Source organism: Flavobacterium panacagri (assembly GCF_030378165.1).
Taxonomy (GTDB): domain Bacteria; phylum Bacteroidota; class Bacteroidia; order Flavobacteriales; family Flavobacteriaceae; genus Flavobacterium; species Flavobacterium panacagri.
The window spans coordinates 2,236,007-2,253,235 of sequence record NZ_CP119766.1; the positions used below are offsets into that span (position 1 = coordinate 2,236,007).

General features: G+C 30.6%; 17 protein-coding genes. 10 read left to right on the forward strand and 7 right to left on the reverse strand.

Annotation, left to right across the window (positions count from 1 at the left end; genetic code table 11):
* Positions 1–37 precede the first annotated feature (37 nt).
* Positions 38–1,315, forward strand: coding sequence for a MutS-related protein (locus P2W65_RS10110; RefSeq protein WP_289665313.1), 1,278 nt, complete (start codon positions 38–40; stop codon positions 1,313–1,315).
* A gap of 32 nt (positions 1,316–1,347) precedes the next feature.
* On the opposite strand, the gene P2W65_RS10115 is transcribed toward P2W65_RS10110, so the two are convergent.
* The 4 genes from P2W65_RS10115 to P2W65_RS10130 all read right to left on the reverse strand — a co-directional run bounded on the left by P2W65_RS10115 (position 1,348) and on the right by P2W65_RS10130 (position 5,523).
* Complete coding sequence (locus P2W65_RS10115; RefSeq protein ID WP_289665315.1) at positions 1,348–2,910, reverse strand: serine hydrolase; 1,563 nt, start codon at positions 2,908–2,910, stop codon at positions 1,348–1,350.
* Positions 2,911–3,115: 205 nt separating this feature from the next.
* Positions 3,116–3,658 (reverse strand): DUF3575 domain-containing protein, encoded by a 543-nt coding sequence (locus P2W65_RS10120; protein ID WP_179001206.1) that lies wholly within the window; start codon positions 3,656–3,658, stop codon positions 3,116–3,118.
* An 85-nt stretch (positions 3,659–3,743) separates the two neighbouring features.
* Complete coding sequence (locus P2W65_RS10125; RefSeq protein WP_289665317.1) at positions 3,744–4,298, reverse strand: porin family protein; 555 nt, start codon at positions 4,296–4,298, stop codon at positions 3,744–3,746.
* Positions 4,299–4,386: 88 nt separating this feature from the next.
* Positions 4,387–5,523: a helix-turn-helix domain-containing protein gene (locus P2W65_RS10130; protein WP_289665319.1), complete on the reverse strand. Its 1,137-nt coding sequence runs from the start codon at positions 5,521–5,523 to the stop codon at positions 4,387–4,389.
* 321 nt (positions 5,524–5,844) lie between these two features.
* Between P2W65_RS10130 and P2W65_RS10135 the strand changes: the two genes are divergently transcribed.
* The 4 genes from P2W65_RS10135 (at position 5,845) to P2W65_RS10150 (ending at position 10,199) form a co-directional block, all read left to right on the forward strand.
* Entirely contained in the window at positions 5,845–6,990 is a 1,146-nt protein-coding gene (locus P2W65_RS10135; protein ID WP_289665321.1) for a helix-turn-helix domain-containing protein, read from the forward strand.
* Positions 6,991–7,077: 87 nt separating this feature from the next.
* The gene (locus P2W65_RS10140; RefSeq protein ID WP_289665322.1) at positions 7,078–7,806 is read left to right on the forward strand and encodes a hypothetical protein; all 729 of its coding nucleotides are present in this window, start codon (positions 7,078–7,080) and stop codon (positions 7,804–7,806) included.
* Between the two features lie 2 nt (positions 7,807–7,808).
* A complete protein-coding gene (locus tag P2W65_RS10145; RefSeq protein WP_289665324.1) occupies positions 7,809–8,510 on the forward strand; it encodes a M23 family metallopeptidase in 702 nt (233 codons plus the stop codon).
* A 210-nt stretch (positions 8,511–8,720) separates the two neighbouring features.
* Positions 8,721–10,199 carry a serine hydrolase gene (locus P2W65_RS10150; protein WP_289665326.1) on the forward strand — a complete coding sequence of 493 codons (1,479 nt, stop codon included), beginning with the start codon at positions 8,721–8,723 and terminating at the stop codon, positions 10,197–10,199.
* Between the two features lie 187 nt (positions 10,200–10,386).
* Here the strand turns inward: P2W65_RS10150 and P2W65_RS10155 are convergent, their stop codons facing one another.
* On the reverse strand, positions 10,387–11,034 hold the full coding sequence (locus P2W65_RS10155; protein ID WP_289665328.1) for a DUF2207 domain-containing protein: 648 nt from the start codon (positions 11,032–11,034) through the stop codon (positions 10,387–10,389).
* A 495-nt stretch (positions 11,035–11,529) separates the two neighbouring features.
* On the opposite strand from P2W65_RS10155, the gene P2W65_RS10160 reads away from it, so the two are divergent.
* The 5 genes from P2W65_RS10160 to P2W65_RS10180 all read left to right on the forward strand — a co-directional run bounded on the left by P2W65_RS10160 (position 11,530) and on the right by P2W65_RS10180 (position 15,211).
* Positions 11,530–11,874, forward strand: coding sequence for a ribonuclease E inhibitor RraB (locus P2W65_RS10160; protein WP_289665330.1), 345 nt, complete (start codon positions 11,530–11,532; stop codon positions 11,872–11,874).
* 134 nt (positions 11,875–12,008) lie between these two features.
* On the forward strand, positions 12,009–12,749 hold the full coding sequence (locus P2W65_RS10165) for a DUF6882 domain-containing protein (protein ID WP_289665332.1): 741 nt from the start codon (positions 12,009–12,011) through the stop codon (positions 12,747–12,749).
* A gap of 1 nt (position 12,750) precedes the next feature.
* On the forward strand, positions 12,751–13,683 hold the full coding sequence (locus P2W65_RS10170; protein ID WP_289665334.1) for a tetratricopeptide repeat protein: 933 nt from the start codon (positions 12,751–12,753) through the stop codon (positions 13,681–13,683).
* A 476-nt stretch (positions 13,684–14,159) separates the two neighbouring features.
* Entirely contained in the window at positions 14,160–14,726 is a 567-nt protein-coding gene (locus P2W65_RS10175; RefSeq protein WP_289665335.1) for a DUF4369 domain-containing protein, read from the forward strand.
* Between the two features lie 80 nt (positions 14,727–14,806).
* A complete protein-coding gene (locus tag P2W65_RS10180) occupies positions 14,807–15,211 on the forward strand; it encodes a TlpA family protein disulfide reductase (protein ID WP_289665336.1) in 405 nt (134 codons plus the stop codon).
* A gap of 253 nt (positions 15,212–15,464) precedes the next feature.
* Here P2W65_RS10180 and P2W65_RS10185 read toward each other — a convergent pair whose 3' ends face one another.
* Together P2W65_RS10185 and P2W65_RS10190 are read right to left on the reverse strand one after the other, a co-directional pair.
* The gene (locus tag P2W65_RS10185) at positions 15,465–16,451 is read right to left on the reverse strand and encodes an energy transducer TonB (protein ID WP_289665337.1); all 987 of its coding nucleotides are present in this window, start codon (positions 16,449–16,451) and stop codon (positions 15,465–15,467) included.
* A 42-nt stretch (positions 16,452–16,493) separates the two neighbouring features.
* Complete coding sequence (locus P2W65_RS10190) at positions 16,494–16,931, reverse strand: peptidase associated/transthyretin-like domain-containing protein (protein WP_289665338.1); 438 nt, start codon at positions 16,929–16,931, stop codon at positions 16,494–16,496.
* Positions 16,932–17,229 lie beyond the last annotated feature (298 nt).

Sequence of the window (17,229 nt, forward strand, 5' to 3'; positions counted from 1 at the left end):
TTTTTACAGCTTGCAATAACTATCGAAAGTACTAAAGATGAAGAATATTCAAGATTTAAATATAAAAAACGAAATACTGCCGATATTTGATTATTCCTTAAATTCTTTTACAAAAAATAGGCTTCTTTATTTATTGGAAACACCTCTAAAAGGTGAAAATGAAATTATAGAAAGACAAAATATTCTCAAGGCTTTCGGATCTAATATGAACGTTTTGGAAAGTTATTCCTATACCGTTCTTTATTTAAATGAAGTTCACTTTTTTCTAAATACATTTAAAGCAGTAAACTTAAAAAGTAAAGGTTTTCTTTTTTCGAGTCCAGATGATGATGAAATTCTTTTGAAGAACAAACTGCATCAATTGATATTGTTTTTTCACAGACTGGAATCTTTCTATTTTTCAAGAATTAGGGTCAAAGATTTTCCTGAAATTTACAGAAAAGACTTAAATAGGATTCTATCTTTTCTTTCATTTTTTGAATTGAAACATTATGAGTTTATAATCAGGGAAAAACGTTTAAAAAGAAAACATATTAAAGAACTAGCAGATAAAATTCTGAAGCTGCAGATCGAGCAGAGAATAGAAACATTTTGGGGAGATTTATTTTTGTTCGAATCGTATTGTTCTATCAGTTTGGCAGTAAAAAATAAAAAGTTTTCTTTTCCAACTTTTCACGAGAAAGAAATCAATCTTAACGAATTCTATCATCCATTGGTTCAAAATCCAGTTAAAAATAATTTTACAGCTTCGAGTAATGTTATTGTATTAAATGGACCGAATATGTCAGGAAAATCGACTTTTCTTAAGTCTATTAGTTTGTGTGTTTATTTAGGAAATCTTGGACTTGCCATTCCTGCGTCAAAAGGGATAATTCCTGTTTGCAGTGATTTTTCAATTGGAATTAATAAACGAGATAATATCTTAAGCGGATACAGTCATTTTATGACAGAAATTATGAATCTTAAAGATGTCGTTTTAAACGCAGCAGAAGGAAAGAAATGTTTTGCAGTATTTGACGAACTCTTTAGCGGAACAAATGTTGAAGATGCTTCAGAAATTTGCCGAACTACCATAAATGGTCTTAGTAAGTATAGTAATTCCTATTTCTTTATTTCTACCCATATTCAGGAATTAAGAGATGTTACCAATGATAATATCGCTACATTTTACTTAGATTGTGAATTGATTAACAATGTGCCGACTTTTACCTATAAATTAAAAAAAGGATGGTCGGATATTAAAGTCGGCAGAATTTTATTTGATAAAGTCGGGTTGAATGAGCTTCTCAATACTTCAAAGTCAAGTGATAATTAATCTGAAAGTTTTGCAGCAAAGCTCCCGATTCTCTATTTCTCTACTCTTTTGAAATCCAAATCCTGAAAATCAAAACTAAAGTCCATGTTTGGAGAAATTCCTTTCATTTTAATAGACTGTGCCTTACCTGTTTCGTCTAGTGAAAATAGAACAAAAGCATCACAATTCATGGCCTGATATTCCCATTTTACTGCAAATGTATTGGCATTATAAAAAGCCATTGTGCCATTTAATTTTGGAGAACGAAGACATTTGATCCACAATTGCTTATTATTCAAAAATACTTCTGCTTTTCCAAACCAAGGGTCTTCATAAATGCCAACGTAATCTTCGTTTTTTATTTTAGTGTTTTTTGCAGAAGCGACTTTTTTCCAGACATTTTTGGTTACATCATCGCTTTCCGTTTTATCTTCATCCAGCCATTGCGCTACTTTATCTGTCCAGCCAAAATTATCCAGACCTAAATAACTGTCCTCAATAGTATTGGATACCGCAGTAAAAAGACCGCCACCGCCATTTTCAGTATTCGTCAGAATAACAATTCCTAAGTTTAGATCAGGAAACAAGGTTACTTTAGATAACATTCCTGGCAGACCTCCTGTATGTTCTACTTTAAGATTGCCTTTTACATCTGATAAAAACCATCCTAAACCGTAACCATTAAAATGAGAATTGTATCTCGGATCAGAATCTACAGGCATAATAGTGTGTAGACGCCACATTCTATCATGGTTTTTTAAAGAGAACAAAGACGACTTTTGATCTTCTCCATATTTACCTTTATTTAATCGCACAATCATCCATTTTGCCATGTCAGCAACATTGGAATAAATGCCTCCTGCAGCGCTTGCTATTCCAATATCATAAGCCTCGATTGTTTTGATGGTTCCAGATACGGAAGAATGTGGAACGGCAAGATTTGTTTTATCTTGCAGCAGATTTCCAACAAAAGTGTGATTCATCTGCAAAGGAGTTATAATTCTTTGTTGTACAAATTGCTCATAAGGCATTCCGCTGACTTTTGCGATTATTTCCCCAGCAATTATATAAAGTAAATTATCATAGTCAAATTTTGTTCTAAAGGCAGAAACAGGTTTGAAATGCTGAAAACTTTTTGTAACATCTTGCACTGTAAAGTTGGATCCGTCGGGAAAAAACATCAAATCACCAACACCTAATCCAAGTCCGCTGCGATGCGTTACTAAATCCTGAATATTAAAATTCTCTGTAACATAATCGTTATACATTTTAAATTCAGGCAGATAATTTTTAACCTTATCCGTCCATTTCAATTTACCTTCGTCTTCTAAAATGGATAAAGCAGCTGTTGTAAAAGCTTTGCTATTGGATGCAATTTGAAAATTGGTGTATTCGTCTACTGCTTTTTTGGTTTCGATAGAATTAACTCCGTAACCTTTCGAATGAATTATTTTTCCGTCTTTAACCACCGCAATGGATGCTCCAGCAACTTTAAATCTTTGGAGCGTATTTAACATTAAAGAATCAATTTTTGCAGCTGATAATTGGGCAAATGATGCCGAAGAGGCAAAACAAATAAAAAGTAATAAAGCGAAACGAATTCTCATTTTTTTCATATTAATTTCATTTTTGGACTTATTTAAAAACAATTCAAAAGAATATGACTGTTTTTTAAATTATAAGCTGATAGGGTATTTAGTAATGACGAATATAAGAAATATCTTTAATCTATTGTCAAATTAAAGAAAGCCTGAGAAATATAAATTTCTTAGGCTTTTGTAAGGTGAAGCATTGAAAATATAACCAAATTCTTGAAGGTTATTAAAATCGATATCCAGCACTAAGTCCAAATTTTGCAACAATAGTATGATCTGTTTTATCAGCATTGATTAATATACCGCCATAACCAATATTTGCTTCAAAAAGAAATCCGCTTTTACTAACCCATTTCCAGCCTCCGCCGGCACCGAGAGCAAAATTAATAACGTCGGGATTTTCGGCATATATGGAATGATCTTCTGAAGTGTATATTTTTTTACCATCTGTTGAAGCTAGCATTCCAAATCCTTCCACAAACCAGCCCGATGCGTATTTTTTACCAAAATATCTTCTGTAATAGGGAGAAATAGAATAATTCATGTCATTGCTTGTGTCGGTTGTTAATACATGAAAATAATAAATGCCTAACGACGATCTGTTGTTTAAATGTCTTTCGTAGCTTACGTTTAGGGTTTTGTTAAAGGCCGCAATTGCATTTATGGTAATGTCATTTTTTTTCTCAAAAGGATTTGATTCGGTTTCATTTTGAGCATTGGCGGAATAAAAGGCAAGTAAAATGATAAGTAGTAAATAGTTTTTTTTCATAAAAGTACATTGATTAATGTTGCTGTCTCAAAAAGAAAAAATCCTTATTCAATAAATGAAAGAAGGATTTTTATTTTATTAAGTTTTAGAAAAAGAAATACCCAACGGATACTTGAAATGCTCCATTTCTATTTTTGATTGAAGAATTATCTACATTATTAATGTCAGTTAATCCCAGATTATATCTTACACCAAAATTAAGTCCGTTTTCTAGTTTATAGCCTATACCAAAATTAACACCAAAATCAACAGTATTAAACGAATCTTTTACATCAGTTTTTTCATTTTTAGCAGAAAGTAAAAAACCTACCTGCGGTCCAGCTTCAAGGCTCAATCCTTTTGTTACATAGTATTTTCCCATTAAAGGAATGTTCAGATAGTTCATAGCAACAACATCTGTATTCAAGCTATATCCCTGACGAGAATACATTACTTCAGGTTGGAAAGAAAATTTTTCAGAGATTGGAATTTCCGATACAAGGCCAACATGCTGAGATGTTACATAATCAATGTTATTGGTGTTATCTCCGCTGACAGTTGAAAAGTTTAAACCCGCTTTAGCTCCAAATTTAATTTTTTGAGCATTTACATTCATAAATCCTAAAACTGTAAAAACAGTTAGTAATAAAATTTTTTTCATAAAAAGTGATTTGAATTATTTGAAGCCAAAATTGATGTGAAAAAAAGTATGAAAGGTTTCAAAAACTTAAAATTGGATAAAATGGGACTTATTTGCTAGCGTTTTTGTATTCATTTGGTGTTAGACCAGTAACTTTTTTAAAGGCTTTATAAAAAGTCGTTTTAGAAGTAAAACCAGACTCTAGCCCCATTGCTAGCAGATTGTAGTTTTCGTATTCAGGATTTGAGATCATTTCCTTAACCGCTTCAACTCGGTATTGATTAATGTAATTGGCAAAGTTATCTCCTGTTACAGTATTTATGATTTGAGAAAGATATCCTGGGCTTATGCCTAGTTTTTCGGCTACTTTTTCTCTGTTTAATGTACTGTCGTTATAAATGTGCTCCTCTTGGCAAAGAAGTTCCAGTTTTTGAAAATAAAGATTATCTGCCGTTATCGATTCTCGATATTCTTCGACTATATTATTTTCAATGATATGTAGCTGGTCAGGCGAAATAGCTAAATCGTTGTTTAGAAAATTGAAAATAGCTTGTTTGTTTTTGGCCAATTTGTATTTGTAAATACCGATATAGGCTGTCCAATGAATTACAAATGTTGCAGCTAAACCCAGAACACTCATAATAGAAGAAACATCTAATTGGAAAAACCAGCCAACCATATAGGTAGTTAGCCAGAAAACTAACAGCATATACATGAAAGTTAATAAAGTAATGACCCATTTTTTCTCTTGTGGATCCTTTAAATGTTTTACCATAAAATAGGAGTAAAGTGGTAGAAACAATACGATGCTAACGGCCAATAAAAATTGAATCATCCTAAGGATATCGATTAGGTACATGTAGGACTCAGGAATTTTATAAATTCCAGCTATAATGTCAAGATAAACTCCAACAGTAAGAGTACTGTTGTAGACAAATGGAATGTAATACAAATACGTTTTTTGCTTGTTTTTTACAGTATCATCGATGCGGTTTATAATAAACAGAAATGTGAAAACAGGTAATAGAAATACCCAATCGAAAGCGTCTATAAAACGTAAAAAAGGATAGGATTTAAATACATCTTGAAGTTCAAAAACATAATTTAGTAAAACGATGGAAAGTGTCAAAAGTAAGTACGCGAGATATTTATTCGATTTACTATTGAATAAGGAAGACTTTAAAATAATGAAGCCTAAGACTATTCCCTGAAAAATAGCAATATTTAAAAGTGTTGTATAAATCAAGTTATAGTATGGAATTTGGTTTTAAAAGTATTTGAAACAATTTTGCTAAAACATAGCTTATTTCATACGAATAATTAAGGCGAATTTATAGTAATGCTAATGACTTTCTAAATGGATTAAGAAATGATTAACTAAAATAATGAAAGAATTACAGCTTTCTAATTGGTAATTCTAGATCAGATTAATTGTCTTTTTATTTAGTTTTAATTGTATTTCCTTTAACATAAAATGAACTGAATTAAGTATAGTTTCGTCATAGAAAATTATAGGTAATTACCTAAAAAAAAACAGAAGCATTCTAACTAAATACTACGCTATAGATTGATCTTTACTATTTTTTTTAACACGGCAATTTTTCAGGGAATAGTTCTTGGAGCAATTATCTTAAAATCACCATTATTTAAGAGCAAGGCCAATAAATATCTGGCTTATGCAATATTTACTCTTTCGATTCTTATTGCCAATCTCGTCTTCGAAATAATTGATCTTTACAACAGTATGCCTTTTCTGCGCTTTCTTGATGATGTCGAATGGGCATTTCTCTTTCCTGTATTAATTTTTATGTTTGTTATACATCAGGTAAATCATCCCATCAGAAATTCGAAAAATATTCGCTGGCTGTTTGTTCCATTTCTTTATTCCGCTCTTGCAAATGTTTTTTATGATTGTGATGCTGTTGCACATATTTTTACAATACCGCACTTTCTTAAAAGCGCTATAGAAACTTTAGGAAGTTTTGATTTTTATATTATTCTTGCATTTATGCCTTTTATGGCTGTTTACACTTTTCGTTTCATTACATTTTCAAAAGACAAACAGGAAAAAAAATGGATTACTTTTTTATGGCTTTTGGTTTATGTTTTAATGCTTTCTTGGATAACGGCTATTTTGATAACACTTTTTTTCGAATATGATGTTTCATTTGTTATGCGGATTCTGGCATTGTTTGCTACGTTTTTAATTCATTGCACAGCTTATTATGGTGTGTTCAGATATAGATTAGCCGACAATAAAGCAGGTATTGATGAATTATTGAATAAAAAGATTGTATTAGATGGCGAAGCATCTATCGAAGAAGTGATTCTTAATAAAGCAAATGATGCAGCAGCTTTGGAGTTCTTTACAAAAGAAAATCCTTATTTTAAGAGACTTGAACTTCTTTGTAAAGAAAATGAGATTTACAGAGACAGCAATCTCAACAGAGAAAAAGTGGCAGAACAATTAGGCATAAGCCCAGGATATGTTTCGCAGCTTATTAATGCGATTACTGGAGATAATTTTGCCAATTACATAAATAACTATCGGGTAGAAGCGGTGAAAGAAATGATTCTCGATGCAGACTATGAAAATTACAGCTTGTTGGCAATAGGATTAGAATCTGGATTTACTTCAAAGACAACATTCCACAATGCGTTCAAAAAATCGACAGGAATGACTCCAAACGGCTTCCGCAATAACAATAAATAAGTTCAGATTTCTTCAGTCTGAAGATATTTGGACTTTACCATTTTATATTTCATTTAGGTTTGCCGATGATAATCAACTTAAATTTATATGAAATTAAATCGACTCATTTTTGCAACTGCGATTTTGTCTGCAGTGTCTGTTCAATCTCAAACTACTGAAAAAAAGAACCAGCTGGAATTTTCTGCAGGATATAATTTTGGCTATTTGAAAAATCTCGAATTTGCGCCAGTGGCAATGTATGAGTATGAAGGCTCGGTGTATAAATTAAATTACACACATAGTAGTAAAAAAGAAAATCTATTTGAAGTGAAGGCGGATTATCTTTCATCTGAATTAAAAACCGATAAGCTTTCCAATCTCAATACTGATTTTGCAAAAGTTGGGTTGGGTTTTTCTTATCTGAAAAAGATTCATAATAAAGACCGATTTACGATCTATGGAGGACTCCAATCGCAGACTAATACTTCTATTTATAGCAATCCAAATACTTCTACTTTTAATAATGGGGATTACTATACATTACATCAGGAATTTGGAATAGCGGCAAGATTCAGATACCAATTTAGTGAAAAACAATATTTATCATCAAAATTAACACTTCCTATAATTTTGCTTAGAGTTACCAACGCTGAAGGAAAGTTTTATACAATAGACAACTATCAAAGTGTTTTATGGGATTTGGAGTATGGGTACAAGCTTTCTAATCATTTTGATATAAAAGCAGTATATAACTTTAATTATGCAAGACTTCAGGTGCCAAGTGCATACAGAGAACTGCAGCATCAATTGAATCTGGGTATTAACTATAAATTTTAATCATGAAACAAATCAAATTTTTGGGATGCTTTTTTGCAATTATCTTTATGTTTTTATTTGCCTCCTGTGCAGACATGCTGATGGGTGATGAAGGAAAATACGACGAAGATGTCTACTTAAATTATAAGACAAAAACGGTTTTAGAACTGCCTTTTGAAGACGACTGGTATATAGTCGCGGGAGGAAAATCTCTGGAATTAAATCATCATTTTACTCCTAACCGTCACCAAAGATATGCTTTAGACATTGTCCATGTAATAAATCGAAGAGGAAATACGGGAGACGGAACCAAAAATGAAGATTATTATTGTTTTGGGAAACGTTTGAACGCCTCTGGAGACGGAAAAATAATAGCAATGGAAAACACAATTGAGGATAATGTTCCGGGAATTAAAAATAGTAAGCAATCGTTTGGGAATTATATTATTATTGATCATTTGAATGGAGAGTTTTCTTTTATGCTTCATTTAAAAAAGAATTCTATAATAGTAAAAGTTGGAGATACAGTAAAGAGGGGGCAGCAGGTTGGTCTGGCAGGAAACAGCGGTTACTCTACAGGCCCGCATCTGCATTACCATCTGCAGTCAACTTCCTCTCTTGCAACGGGTGTTGGTCTTCCTATGCAGTTTCAAAATTACTATGCTGATGATGTTTTTACAGAAAGAGGAGAGCCAATTACTTCTCAGATCGTGAGGAAAAACTAAGGAACAACAACTTTCATTTTTTTTAATAAAACCTGCGTAAGAAATAAGTAAAAAAGCTCCAGATTTCTCTGGAGCTTTTTGCATTAATGCAAGAATATTTGAATTAATATATTTTTATACATGATTGATAAAATAACCAGAATCTAAATCTGAAAGAATAATATTTCATTATTTTCGTTTAAAAATCAATCATCAATCAAATCAATCAAAATGAAAAAACAATTTTTTCTTTATTTTACAGCTTTACTTTTTACAAGTACGATCTCAGGACAAGAGATAAAAGATTTCTTTTCGACCCTTGCTAAAAATAATCTTTTTAACGGCAGTGTTTTAATTTCTAAATCGGGAGAAACTGTTTTTTCTGATTTTTATGGATATGCTAATATCGACAAGGAAGAAAAAATCAATGAAAAATCTCAATTTACAATTGCATCAGTATCCAAAACGTTTACTGCGACAGCAATACTGCAGCTGAAACAAAAGGGGAAATTGAATATTGACGATCCAGTACAAAAATATCTTCAGGATTTTCCTTATCCCAATGTTAGTATTAGACATCTGCTGAGCCATACTTCTGGAGTAAGTCACTACTATCGTCTATTTGATAATGCAATAAAAGAAAATCCAGAGAAAACTTTTTCTAATAAAGATATTATACCAGCATTAATTGAAAATAAAGTACCGCTTTCATTTGCTCCGGGAGACAAATGGGAATATAATAATGTTAATTACTGCCTTGCGGCTTTGATAGTAGAAAAAATAACAGGAATTGATTTTAGAGATTATTTGAAAAAAAATATTTTCGATCCTGCTAAAATGAAAGATTCATTTCTCCCTAAGAATAGAAGACTTAAAGAGCCAAATCAGGTAGAATTGTATACTTATCCAAATTTTTATTCAACGAATCTAGTCAATGTCCAAACCTTAAAAGAAACTTTTTTAATAGATGAGAAAAGCAATTTTTATGGGCCTGGAGGTATTGTAAGTACGGCTTTAGATTTACAGAAGTATCAAAAAGCATTATTTAGCTATCAGCTTTTAAGCAAGAAAGAATTAGAAGAAGCGCTGACACCAGCAAAGCTTAATAACGGCAAAACTGCTTCTTTTCGAATGGATGAAAAAGAGATCGCCTATGGCTTAGGCTGGGCGATGTACACTAATGATACTAATGAAAAAATAATTTTTCACGACGGACTCAATACTGGGCTTACATCAATTCTAATGCATAATATTACTAGAAACAACACGGTTATTTTGCTGTCCAATACAGCAAGTCCAGTTTTTATTACAGCCAATGAAGTTTTGAAATTAATCGATCATAAGCCTTATAAAATGCCTTTGCAGAATCTTTCGAGAATTTATGGCAGTCTGCTTGAAAGCGGGGATAAAGAAAAAGCAAATCAGTTAATTGAAGGATATTTAAAAAAGCCAGATAGCTACGAAGCATCAGAAAGAGATTTTAATAGATTGGGGTATCAATTTCTTAGACTTCAAAAAACAGACAATTCTTTGCTGACATTCGCTTCGGCAGCATTACTTTTTCCTAACAGTTCAAATATATATGATAGCTATGGAGAGGCATTACTACAAAGCGGTAAAAAAGAGGATGCGATTAAAATGTATCAAAAATCTGTTGAATTAAATCCAGATAATGAAAATGGTAAAAAAGTATTGAAAGAATTGCTGTAGTTACCAGATGTAAAAGTTTCAATCAAGGCCTAGAACACAAAAAGCTTCAGAGTAATCTGAAGCTTTTTGTGTTGTGGCAATTAATTTCCGAATCATTTTATTGATGATATGAAGAATATAATATTAATCTTTAAAATATTTTGGTAGAGTATTCCTTTATTTGATAGTTTAATTTTTAAACCATAATTCAATTCAGTTTAAAGATTTCATCAAAAGGACTTTTACGAATTTCTAGATTTCCGGGCGCTCCAAACTTCTTTATAAAGTCCCATTTTACTTTCTTATCAATTTTTAATGGTTTTACTTTATTACTCAGAGCATAAATTTGCATGCCAGTACATTCGAAAAAAATATTCTCATAAATTTCAAAGTCTAAACAGGGAAAATTTTTATTCAAATGATATCCTATATCCCATAGATAAAGCACTTCGTTTTTATTAAGTTCAATAACATATAAATCACTTTCATCTTCATATTCTGGTGCTATAGCAATTCTTTCAGCAGAAATCTTGCAAGTATGAACTACACCTTTATCTATTATTTTATTAAGTTGATTCAATACAATTTTATGTTCTTTTGTTAATTTATGAATTTCATAAGGAAAGAATACAATAAATGAAAACGCTAAAACCGAAAGAGTTCCAAAGAGGAATGTCCAGAAACTCTCTGGTATATTAACTGCAATAAAAGCGGATCCGATTCCTACTCCGCCTGCAATAAGTAAATGGGGAAATTTTATTTTTCTGTTAGCAAGTTTTTGTTTTTGGGTAATTATTTTTTTTAATAGTTTTAATTCATCATCATAAAGATCTCTGGGGTTGTAAGTTATTTTCATGTTTTAAGATGTTATAATATACTCACATGTTCTCCTAGTTTAGTTTAAAACTGTCAGTAGTAAGTTATTGTATTCTTTAAATTTTAATTATTATCAATCACATTTTGTGAATTGCTAATATAATTTATTTCTCTTGCTCTCTGAAGAGTTTCTTATGAAAAGTCGCGCAATCTCGAAAGCTTTCGGGATTGACTTTGCGCATTTTTTTGTAGTTATTAGAATTTTGATACATCACAAAAGTTTTCCGACTTTTTTCGTTCATACCTTGTTATAATTTTATATTAAGAAATCTTGTTTTAAAGTCGGAGACTTTATGGCGTGAACGTTTTTAATTACATTTGTTTGGAAGAGGTAAAGTCAGTCCCGAAAGCTTTTAGGATTGCGCAACATTGTGAATAAGAGTTTGCGGAGCAGGGTACTTATTTTGAGCAAACAAAAACTACACCTGCAGGTCAAATAAGACCGAAACCCAACGGAGGAACATAAAAAAACAATATGATAAATAGAGAAACAATTATTAATTTTTATGAAGATTTAAAAAAAGAGAACGATTTTAATATAGATGAAAAATTATTGTGGAGCTACTTTTTTTTGGATACAAACAAAAAGAAGTTACAAGATTTTACTGTTAAACTTGAACAGCTTGGATATAAATTTGAAAGTATTTTTGAAGCTGAAAAAATAAATGAAGAAGATGATGTAGAGTATTATCTTCAAGTTATCGAAATTCAGCACCATACAATTGATTCGTTAAATGACTTAAATATGATGTTTTATAAACTAGCTGAAGTAAATGATATTAATCATTATGATGGTTTTGATGTAGGCAATATAGAGTAATTAAGTCATTATTAAATTAACACAAAAAAGTCCCGAAAGTTTTTCGGGACTACGCAGCATTGCGAATAAAACTTTGCGGAGTAGGGGGATTTACAGAAACTTTTACAACTAGGATTGATATAAAAACATTAAATATGGCATATGAAGATTTCTTAACAGATTGTTTTGGCGAATTACAAAAAATGCAAGATGATTTAAATAAAGCGTATGATATTAATTCTTTTACAAGTTGGAACTATGACCAGCCGAGTGGTATTATAACACTATCTAAGCCTGATAAAACTATTAATTTCAGATATTATCAAGTTGGAACTTATTCCACAGCATCTAAAACTTGGAAATGGTCGTGGGACAATGAAAATACATCTAAAAACGTAGTCGTTGATATTGAAAAAATTAAAGGTTTTGGAATTGCAAATAACTATGAAAATCTAATTAATGGGGAATTTCCATCTTATGATGAGATAGGATGGGAATTATCTTCTATCTGCTGTAATTTAATAGGCGGTATTGGCGTGTATAGGCCTGTTGTTGATCACTTAAAAATTTACATTGTATTAACTGAACTGATTGATAATGATTTAGCAGAAAGAGAAAAGACCAAATATGTTGATTGCGAAAATCACGAGAGAAGAAGAAGAGCATTTATCTGCCAGCATTTAAAAGAAGGAAGCAAAAACGGATTCGAAGAATCATTTGAAACATTTGAAGATATGGAATTCGAATATGAAGATGATGATTTTGTGGCTTGGTGTAACGAATGTGAGAAATTGAGAATCAAAGAAGGTGGTTTGTCAGAAAAATGCTGGGAAGAAGGCAAATTTAAAATTGTTTGTGAAAAGTGCTATTTCAAAATTAAAGAAACAAATACCTAAAATGAAAAATCAAATTCTGATTTTATTAATATTTTTAAAAACGTTAGCAGCCCAAGGGCAAAGTAAAATGGAAAATAAATTTATCACTTGGGAAAATTTTGTAAAAGGATTTGGCAAAGAGATGGTTTCTGCTGAAGACGTATTTAAAAATATGTCTGACAGTGGATTGAAAGACAATTGTCTAACTAAAATGGATTTTACTTTTATTTCTGACGATAAGGAAAATCTAATCCGATTATCTGAATTCTTAAACTCCCATTATCCATATGTATTGCATGAAGTTAAGAAATATGGATCTCTTTGGGAAGTAAACGGAGAAACAAATGAAATACCAATGACTGCAGACAATTTAATGTATTGGAGTTTGGATATGTACAAAAGAGGATATGAATTTGATTCAACTCTCGATGCTTATGGAGGATTATTTGATCCACGAAGCTCAAATTTCCCAGACTTGGATAATTCGAAAGCGGAGTACTATTTTGATAAAGGTATTGACTGTTACAACAATGGTGATTTAAGTGGCTCAATATTTAATTGGTCATTGGCAATTGCAATTGATTCGAAAGATTCAAATGCTTATTATTCAAGAGCAATCGTAAAGAATGAACTTTACACTTGGAAATCGGCTCTTAAAGATTATGACAAAGCTATAGAGATTGCTCCAAAATTTGGAAGTGCTTTAATTAATAGAGGCGGATTAAAAGATGAAAACGGAGACTATCAAGGTGCGATTGCAGATTATGAAAAAGTACTGCAGTTTGATGATTCATCACTTGAAAATAAACAGCAGGCATATTTTAATCTTGGAAATACAAAACTTAATTTAAAAGATAAAAGGGCAGCTTGTGAAAGTTGGAATAAAGCATTGGAACTTGGCGCAGATTATGCTAAAGATAAAATTGATGAATACTGTAAAGAAAAAAAGAAATGAATGCTTAATCCTTTCTTAAAATGAATTTTCTTAAAATTTTCTTTTTCAGTAAAAAGCCAGTCATAAAGTATATATAATAAAATAACCGATCGCTGTAGATATGTATACAACCATAGTGCAGATTTTTAATCTGTGTCCGCAAAGAGAATCGGAAAAAGATAAGAACAAAAAAGAGCCTAGATCTATCTGAAGCTTTACTTAGTAACGGGAAGCATTCAAATATCTAACCAGATTATCTTGGATTATTACAATATTTTAGCATGTACATCTTAATTTTTTTCTGAATATTATTGTTTGCATTGCGATTCTTATAGGTATCAAAAGGTATTAGTCAAATTAAAAAGCTTTTTGATAATATGTATTGAAAAAGTATATATTTGATAATAATATATTGAAGTTTATCACGTATATAAATAAGTTTTATAAACGTTTTTATTCAAATCGCAATAATTATTCTAATTACAAGAAGATTTGCCATGAAAAAAGAAACCTATATTATTATCCTATTTTTTTTTATTAATCTAATTCAGGCACAAAAGAAAAGTCCAGATTATTTTACATTAAAGGGCGTTTTAAAAAATAATTACAAAGGGTATTTATACGTTTCTTATGATGATAAAAATGATAGCTGTTTAGTAGAAAACAATAAATTTTCTTTCAAAGGGCATATAAAAGGTAACATGACAAATGTATTTTTTTGGTTGAGAGATAAACCTTGCATAATGAAAAAAGAATTTTTTCTCGAAAATAAAAACGTTAAAATCGACTTAGCTTTTTATGAAGAAATCCAAGACAGAGATACGACAGTTATTTTTCATGCAACTTCAATTGTGGGTACAAAAACAGCTCTGATACAGAACGATTATGAAAGATTTGTTGCTAGTAATTTATTTGCTAAAGATCGGGATCAAAATTTATACAGAAAGCTAAACACAATGGCAGTTAAAAATCCAAAAAATTATTATGTGGCTACTTTAATTGAGGAAATGTGTTGGGATAGTACATTGGATAAGAATCAATTAAAAAAATATATAGTAAATTAGATAAAAAAAATCAACGAAAAAGCACTATTTATATTATAGAAAAAAAACTGTATCCTAAAAACGATATAAATGTAAACGATATGGTTTATGATTTTGAATTACCGGATGAAAACAATACTGTATTTAAAACAGTATCTTTAAAAGGGAAATGGTATCTTATAGATTTTTGGGCAACCTATTGTAGTATCTGTATCGCTGCATTTCCTAAATTACAAAAGATTCATGATTTATATAAAGACCGGAATTTTGAAATTTTAGCAGTTTCCGTTGATAAAGATTTGCAACAATGGCAAAATTTCTTGAAAATACATGATCTAAAATGGCAAAATTTGATTGAAAAAAGGGGTATTGACAATAGCGAAGCTGTAAAAAAATATATTTCTTTTACCCCATCAAATTTTTTAATTAGCCCCGAAGGTAAAATAGTTGCAAGAAATATTAGCCCCGAAGATTTAGAAAAATTCCTCAAAAAAAATTTAAAATAATCCTAAACAATAACAGAGAATTACAATTACCTTTTCCATTATTTGGAAAAGGAAGGCATCTATATTGTAAAAATGATTTTTTTTCAAATACAATCACATCCCTCGCTGGCGCTGGCGTCCCGCTCGTGAACGCAAAGTCTTTCAGTAGTCTAAACAAAAAAAGCTCCAGATTTCTCTGAAGCATTGTGTTAGTAGCCCTAACGGGACAATTTTCGAACCATTTTATTGATGATTTGAAAAGAATATATATAATTCAATCAAGTGATGTATTTACTGTGTAAGGTATCGAATAAAAGCATCTTACTTTTTTTCCATCTTTAATTCCCGGGCTCCATTTAGGAGATAGTTTTAAAACTCTAATGAGTTCTTTTCCGGTTCCATAGCCAAGATCTCGAAGGATTTTTATGTCAGATAAAGTTCCATTTTTTTCAATTATAAAGGTTGAATAAATTTTTCCTTTTAGATTTTTTTCTTCCACTTTGAAATTTTTATTTACAAAACCATTAAATCCACTTATTCCGCCAGGAAAATTAGGTAGAACATCTACATCTGTAGTGCTATAGAGGGCTTCTTCTATTTCTTTTTTTTCTGCTTCTTTTTCTTTTTTATAAACGATATCCCATTTATGACTATAAGTTTTTCCTAAAAAATTGTAGGATACAATATCAGAAGATTTGACGATCCAATATCCTTTAATATTTTTGAATAAGTAATATTGTTCTTTGAGGAAATTCTTCTCATTATTTATTATAGAAACACCTTCTTTGTAAATTGTATAATCGGATATTAGTTTTAAATCTTTACTCTCAATTACTTTTGAAGTTTTAATGTATAAATAGTTTTTGTCAGCAATAAACCAATCAGAATAATTTGTTGAAGCCGCATCGATGCCTTCAATTTTCTGCAAACCTGATTTCCATGTATTATAATAATAAACATGGGTATTGTTTTTAAAATACTCAGGCCCAATTCTCTTAAAGCTACTACCATCAATATTTGTTAATATCCCTTGGTAGTAAACTCTATTTCCTTTTTTATAAAAATTATAATCGTAGTTCTCTGCATTTGGTACTAATGTGTAATAAGGAGTGCCACAACCGGGATATGATTCCACCCATTTACGTTTGGTATAACCTTCGGGAATTTTTAAAGAAAAATCTCTTACTGCGTTATTAGTCTTTTTATTTTGACCATTTCCTATTGAAAAAACACTTAATAATATAAAAATTATTGTTTTCATGGGTTACATTTATTTTGTTGAATGAATGTTTGTTATTTGGCTTTAATCAACACAATCATAAAAACCACTTTCCATCTTTTTCAATAATTTTTTCACTAATTTACTATAGAATCTATTAGTTTGTCTAGCGGCTTTTTTGCTTTGATGATAGATCAATCCAGTACCAGTCACTGTACCTAGATTAATTTCATAGCAGTTTTTATCTTTAATTAAAATTTTTTGAGTTTTAATAAATAATCCTTGAATAATTAAAACGTCACCTTCTTTTGCTTCAATTTCAAATTTGCCATTATCGTCTGTTTTTGTCTTTCTTTCCGTTCCTATTATTTCAATAGGAACTTCAGCAGCTGGTAATGGAATGCTTGCATATTCGGAGTTATCAAAAACAAATCCTCTAATTAATTTGCTTTTTGCTTCGATGTTCTGTCCAAATGAAAGAATAATCATATGACAGAAAAATATGCAGATAATTTTTTTCATAAATACTGTAAAATTGATTTAGAGCTTTTAATTTTAGTATAAAAATTGGGAATTTATTTCAAATATAATACTTCAGAAAAGTAGCAATAAAAATGTAATTAAAGTTTTAAAATTTCTCTTATAATAAATATATAGATATTATAAAATCGGAAAAGGTTGGGAGGGAAGAGCGATTTCTTTTGCTATATTTATAGAAGGTAGCTATAACAGCTTCAATCGTCAATTACCTAAAAGGACTCGAACCAATTTCCCTAGAAAATACAGGCTTTTTATATTTGGTAGAAATATTATAGGATTC

Bases quoted from the DNA above. Each gene is read 5' to 3' on its own strand.
- P2W65_RS10110 (WP_289665313.1), top strand. From the start codon at position 38: ATGAAGAATATTCAAGATTTAAATATAAAAAACGAAATACTGCCGATA.
- P2W65_RS10115 (WP_289665315.1), bottom strand. From the start codon at position 2,910: ATGAAAAAAATGAGAATTCGTTTCGCTTTATTACTTTTTATTTGTTTT.
- P2W65_RS10120 (WP_179001206.1), bottom strand. From the start codon at position 3,658: ATGAAAAAAAACTATTTACTACTTATCATTTTACTTGCCTTTTATTCC.
- P2W65_RS10125 (WP_289665317.1), bottom strand. From the start codon at position 4,298: ATGAAAAAAATTTTATTACTAACTGTTTTTACAGTTTTAGGATTTATG.
- P2W65_RS10140 (WP_289665322.1), top strand. From the start codon at position 7,078: ATGAAATTAAATCGACTCATTTTTGCAACTGCGATTTTGTCTGCAGTG.
- P2W65_RS10145 (WP_289665324.1), top strand. From the start codon at position 7,809: ATGAAACAAATCAAATTTTTGGGATGCTTTTTTGCAATTATCTTTATG.
- P2W65_RS10150 (WP_289665326.1), top strand. From the start codon at position 8,721: ATGAAAAAACAATTTTTTCTTTATTTTACAGCTTTACTTTTTACAAGT.
- P2W65_RS10155 (WP_289665328.1), bottom strand. From the start codon at position 11,034: ATGAAAATAACTTACAACCCCAGAGATCTTTATGATGATGAATTAAAA.
- P2W65_RS10160 (WP_289665330.1), top strand. From the start codon at position 11,530: ATGATAAATAGAGAAACAATTATTAATTTTTATGAAGATTTAAAAAAA.
- P2W65_RS10165 (WP_289665332.1), top strand. From the start codon at position 12,009: ATGGCATATGAAGATTTCTTAACAGATTGTTTTGGCGAATTACAAAAA.
- P2W65_RS10170 (WP_289665334.1), top strand. From the start codon at position 12,751: ATGAAAAATCAAATTCTGATTTTATTAATATTTTTAAAAACGTTAGCA.
- P2W65_RS10175 (WP_289665335.1), top strand. From the start codon at position 14,160: ATGAAAAAAGAAACCTATATTATTATCCTATTTTTTTTTATTAATCTA.
- P2W65_RS10180 (WP_289665336.1), top strand. From the start codon at position 14,807: ATGGTTTATGATTTTGAATTACCGGATGAAAACAATACTGTATTTAAA.
- P2W65_RS10185 (WP_289665337.1), bottom strand. From the start codon at position 16,451: ATGAAAACAATAATTTTTATATTATTAAGTGTTTTTTCAATAGGAAAT.
- P2W65_RS10190 (WP_289665338.1), bottom strand. From the start codon at position 16,931: ATGAAAAAAATTATCTGCATATTTTTCTGTCATATGATTATTCTTTCA.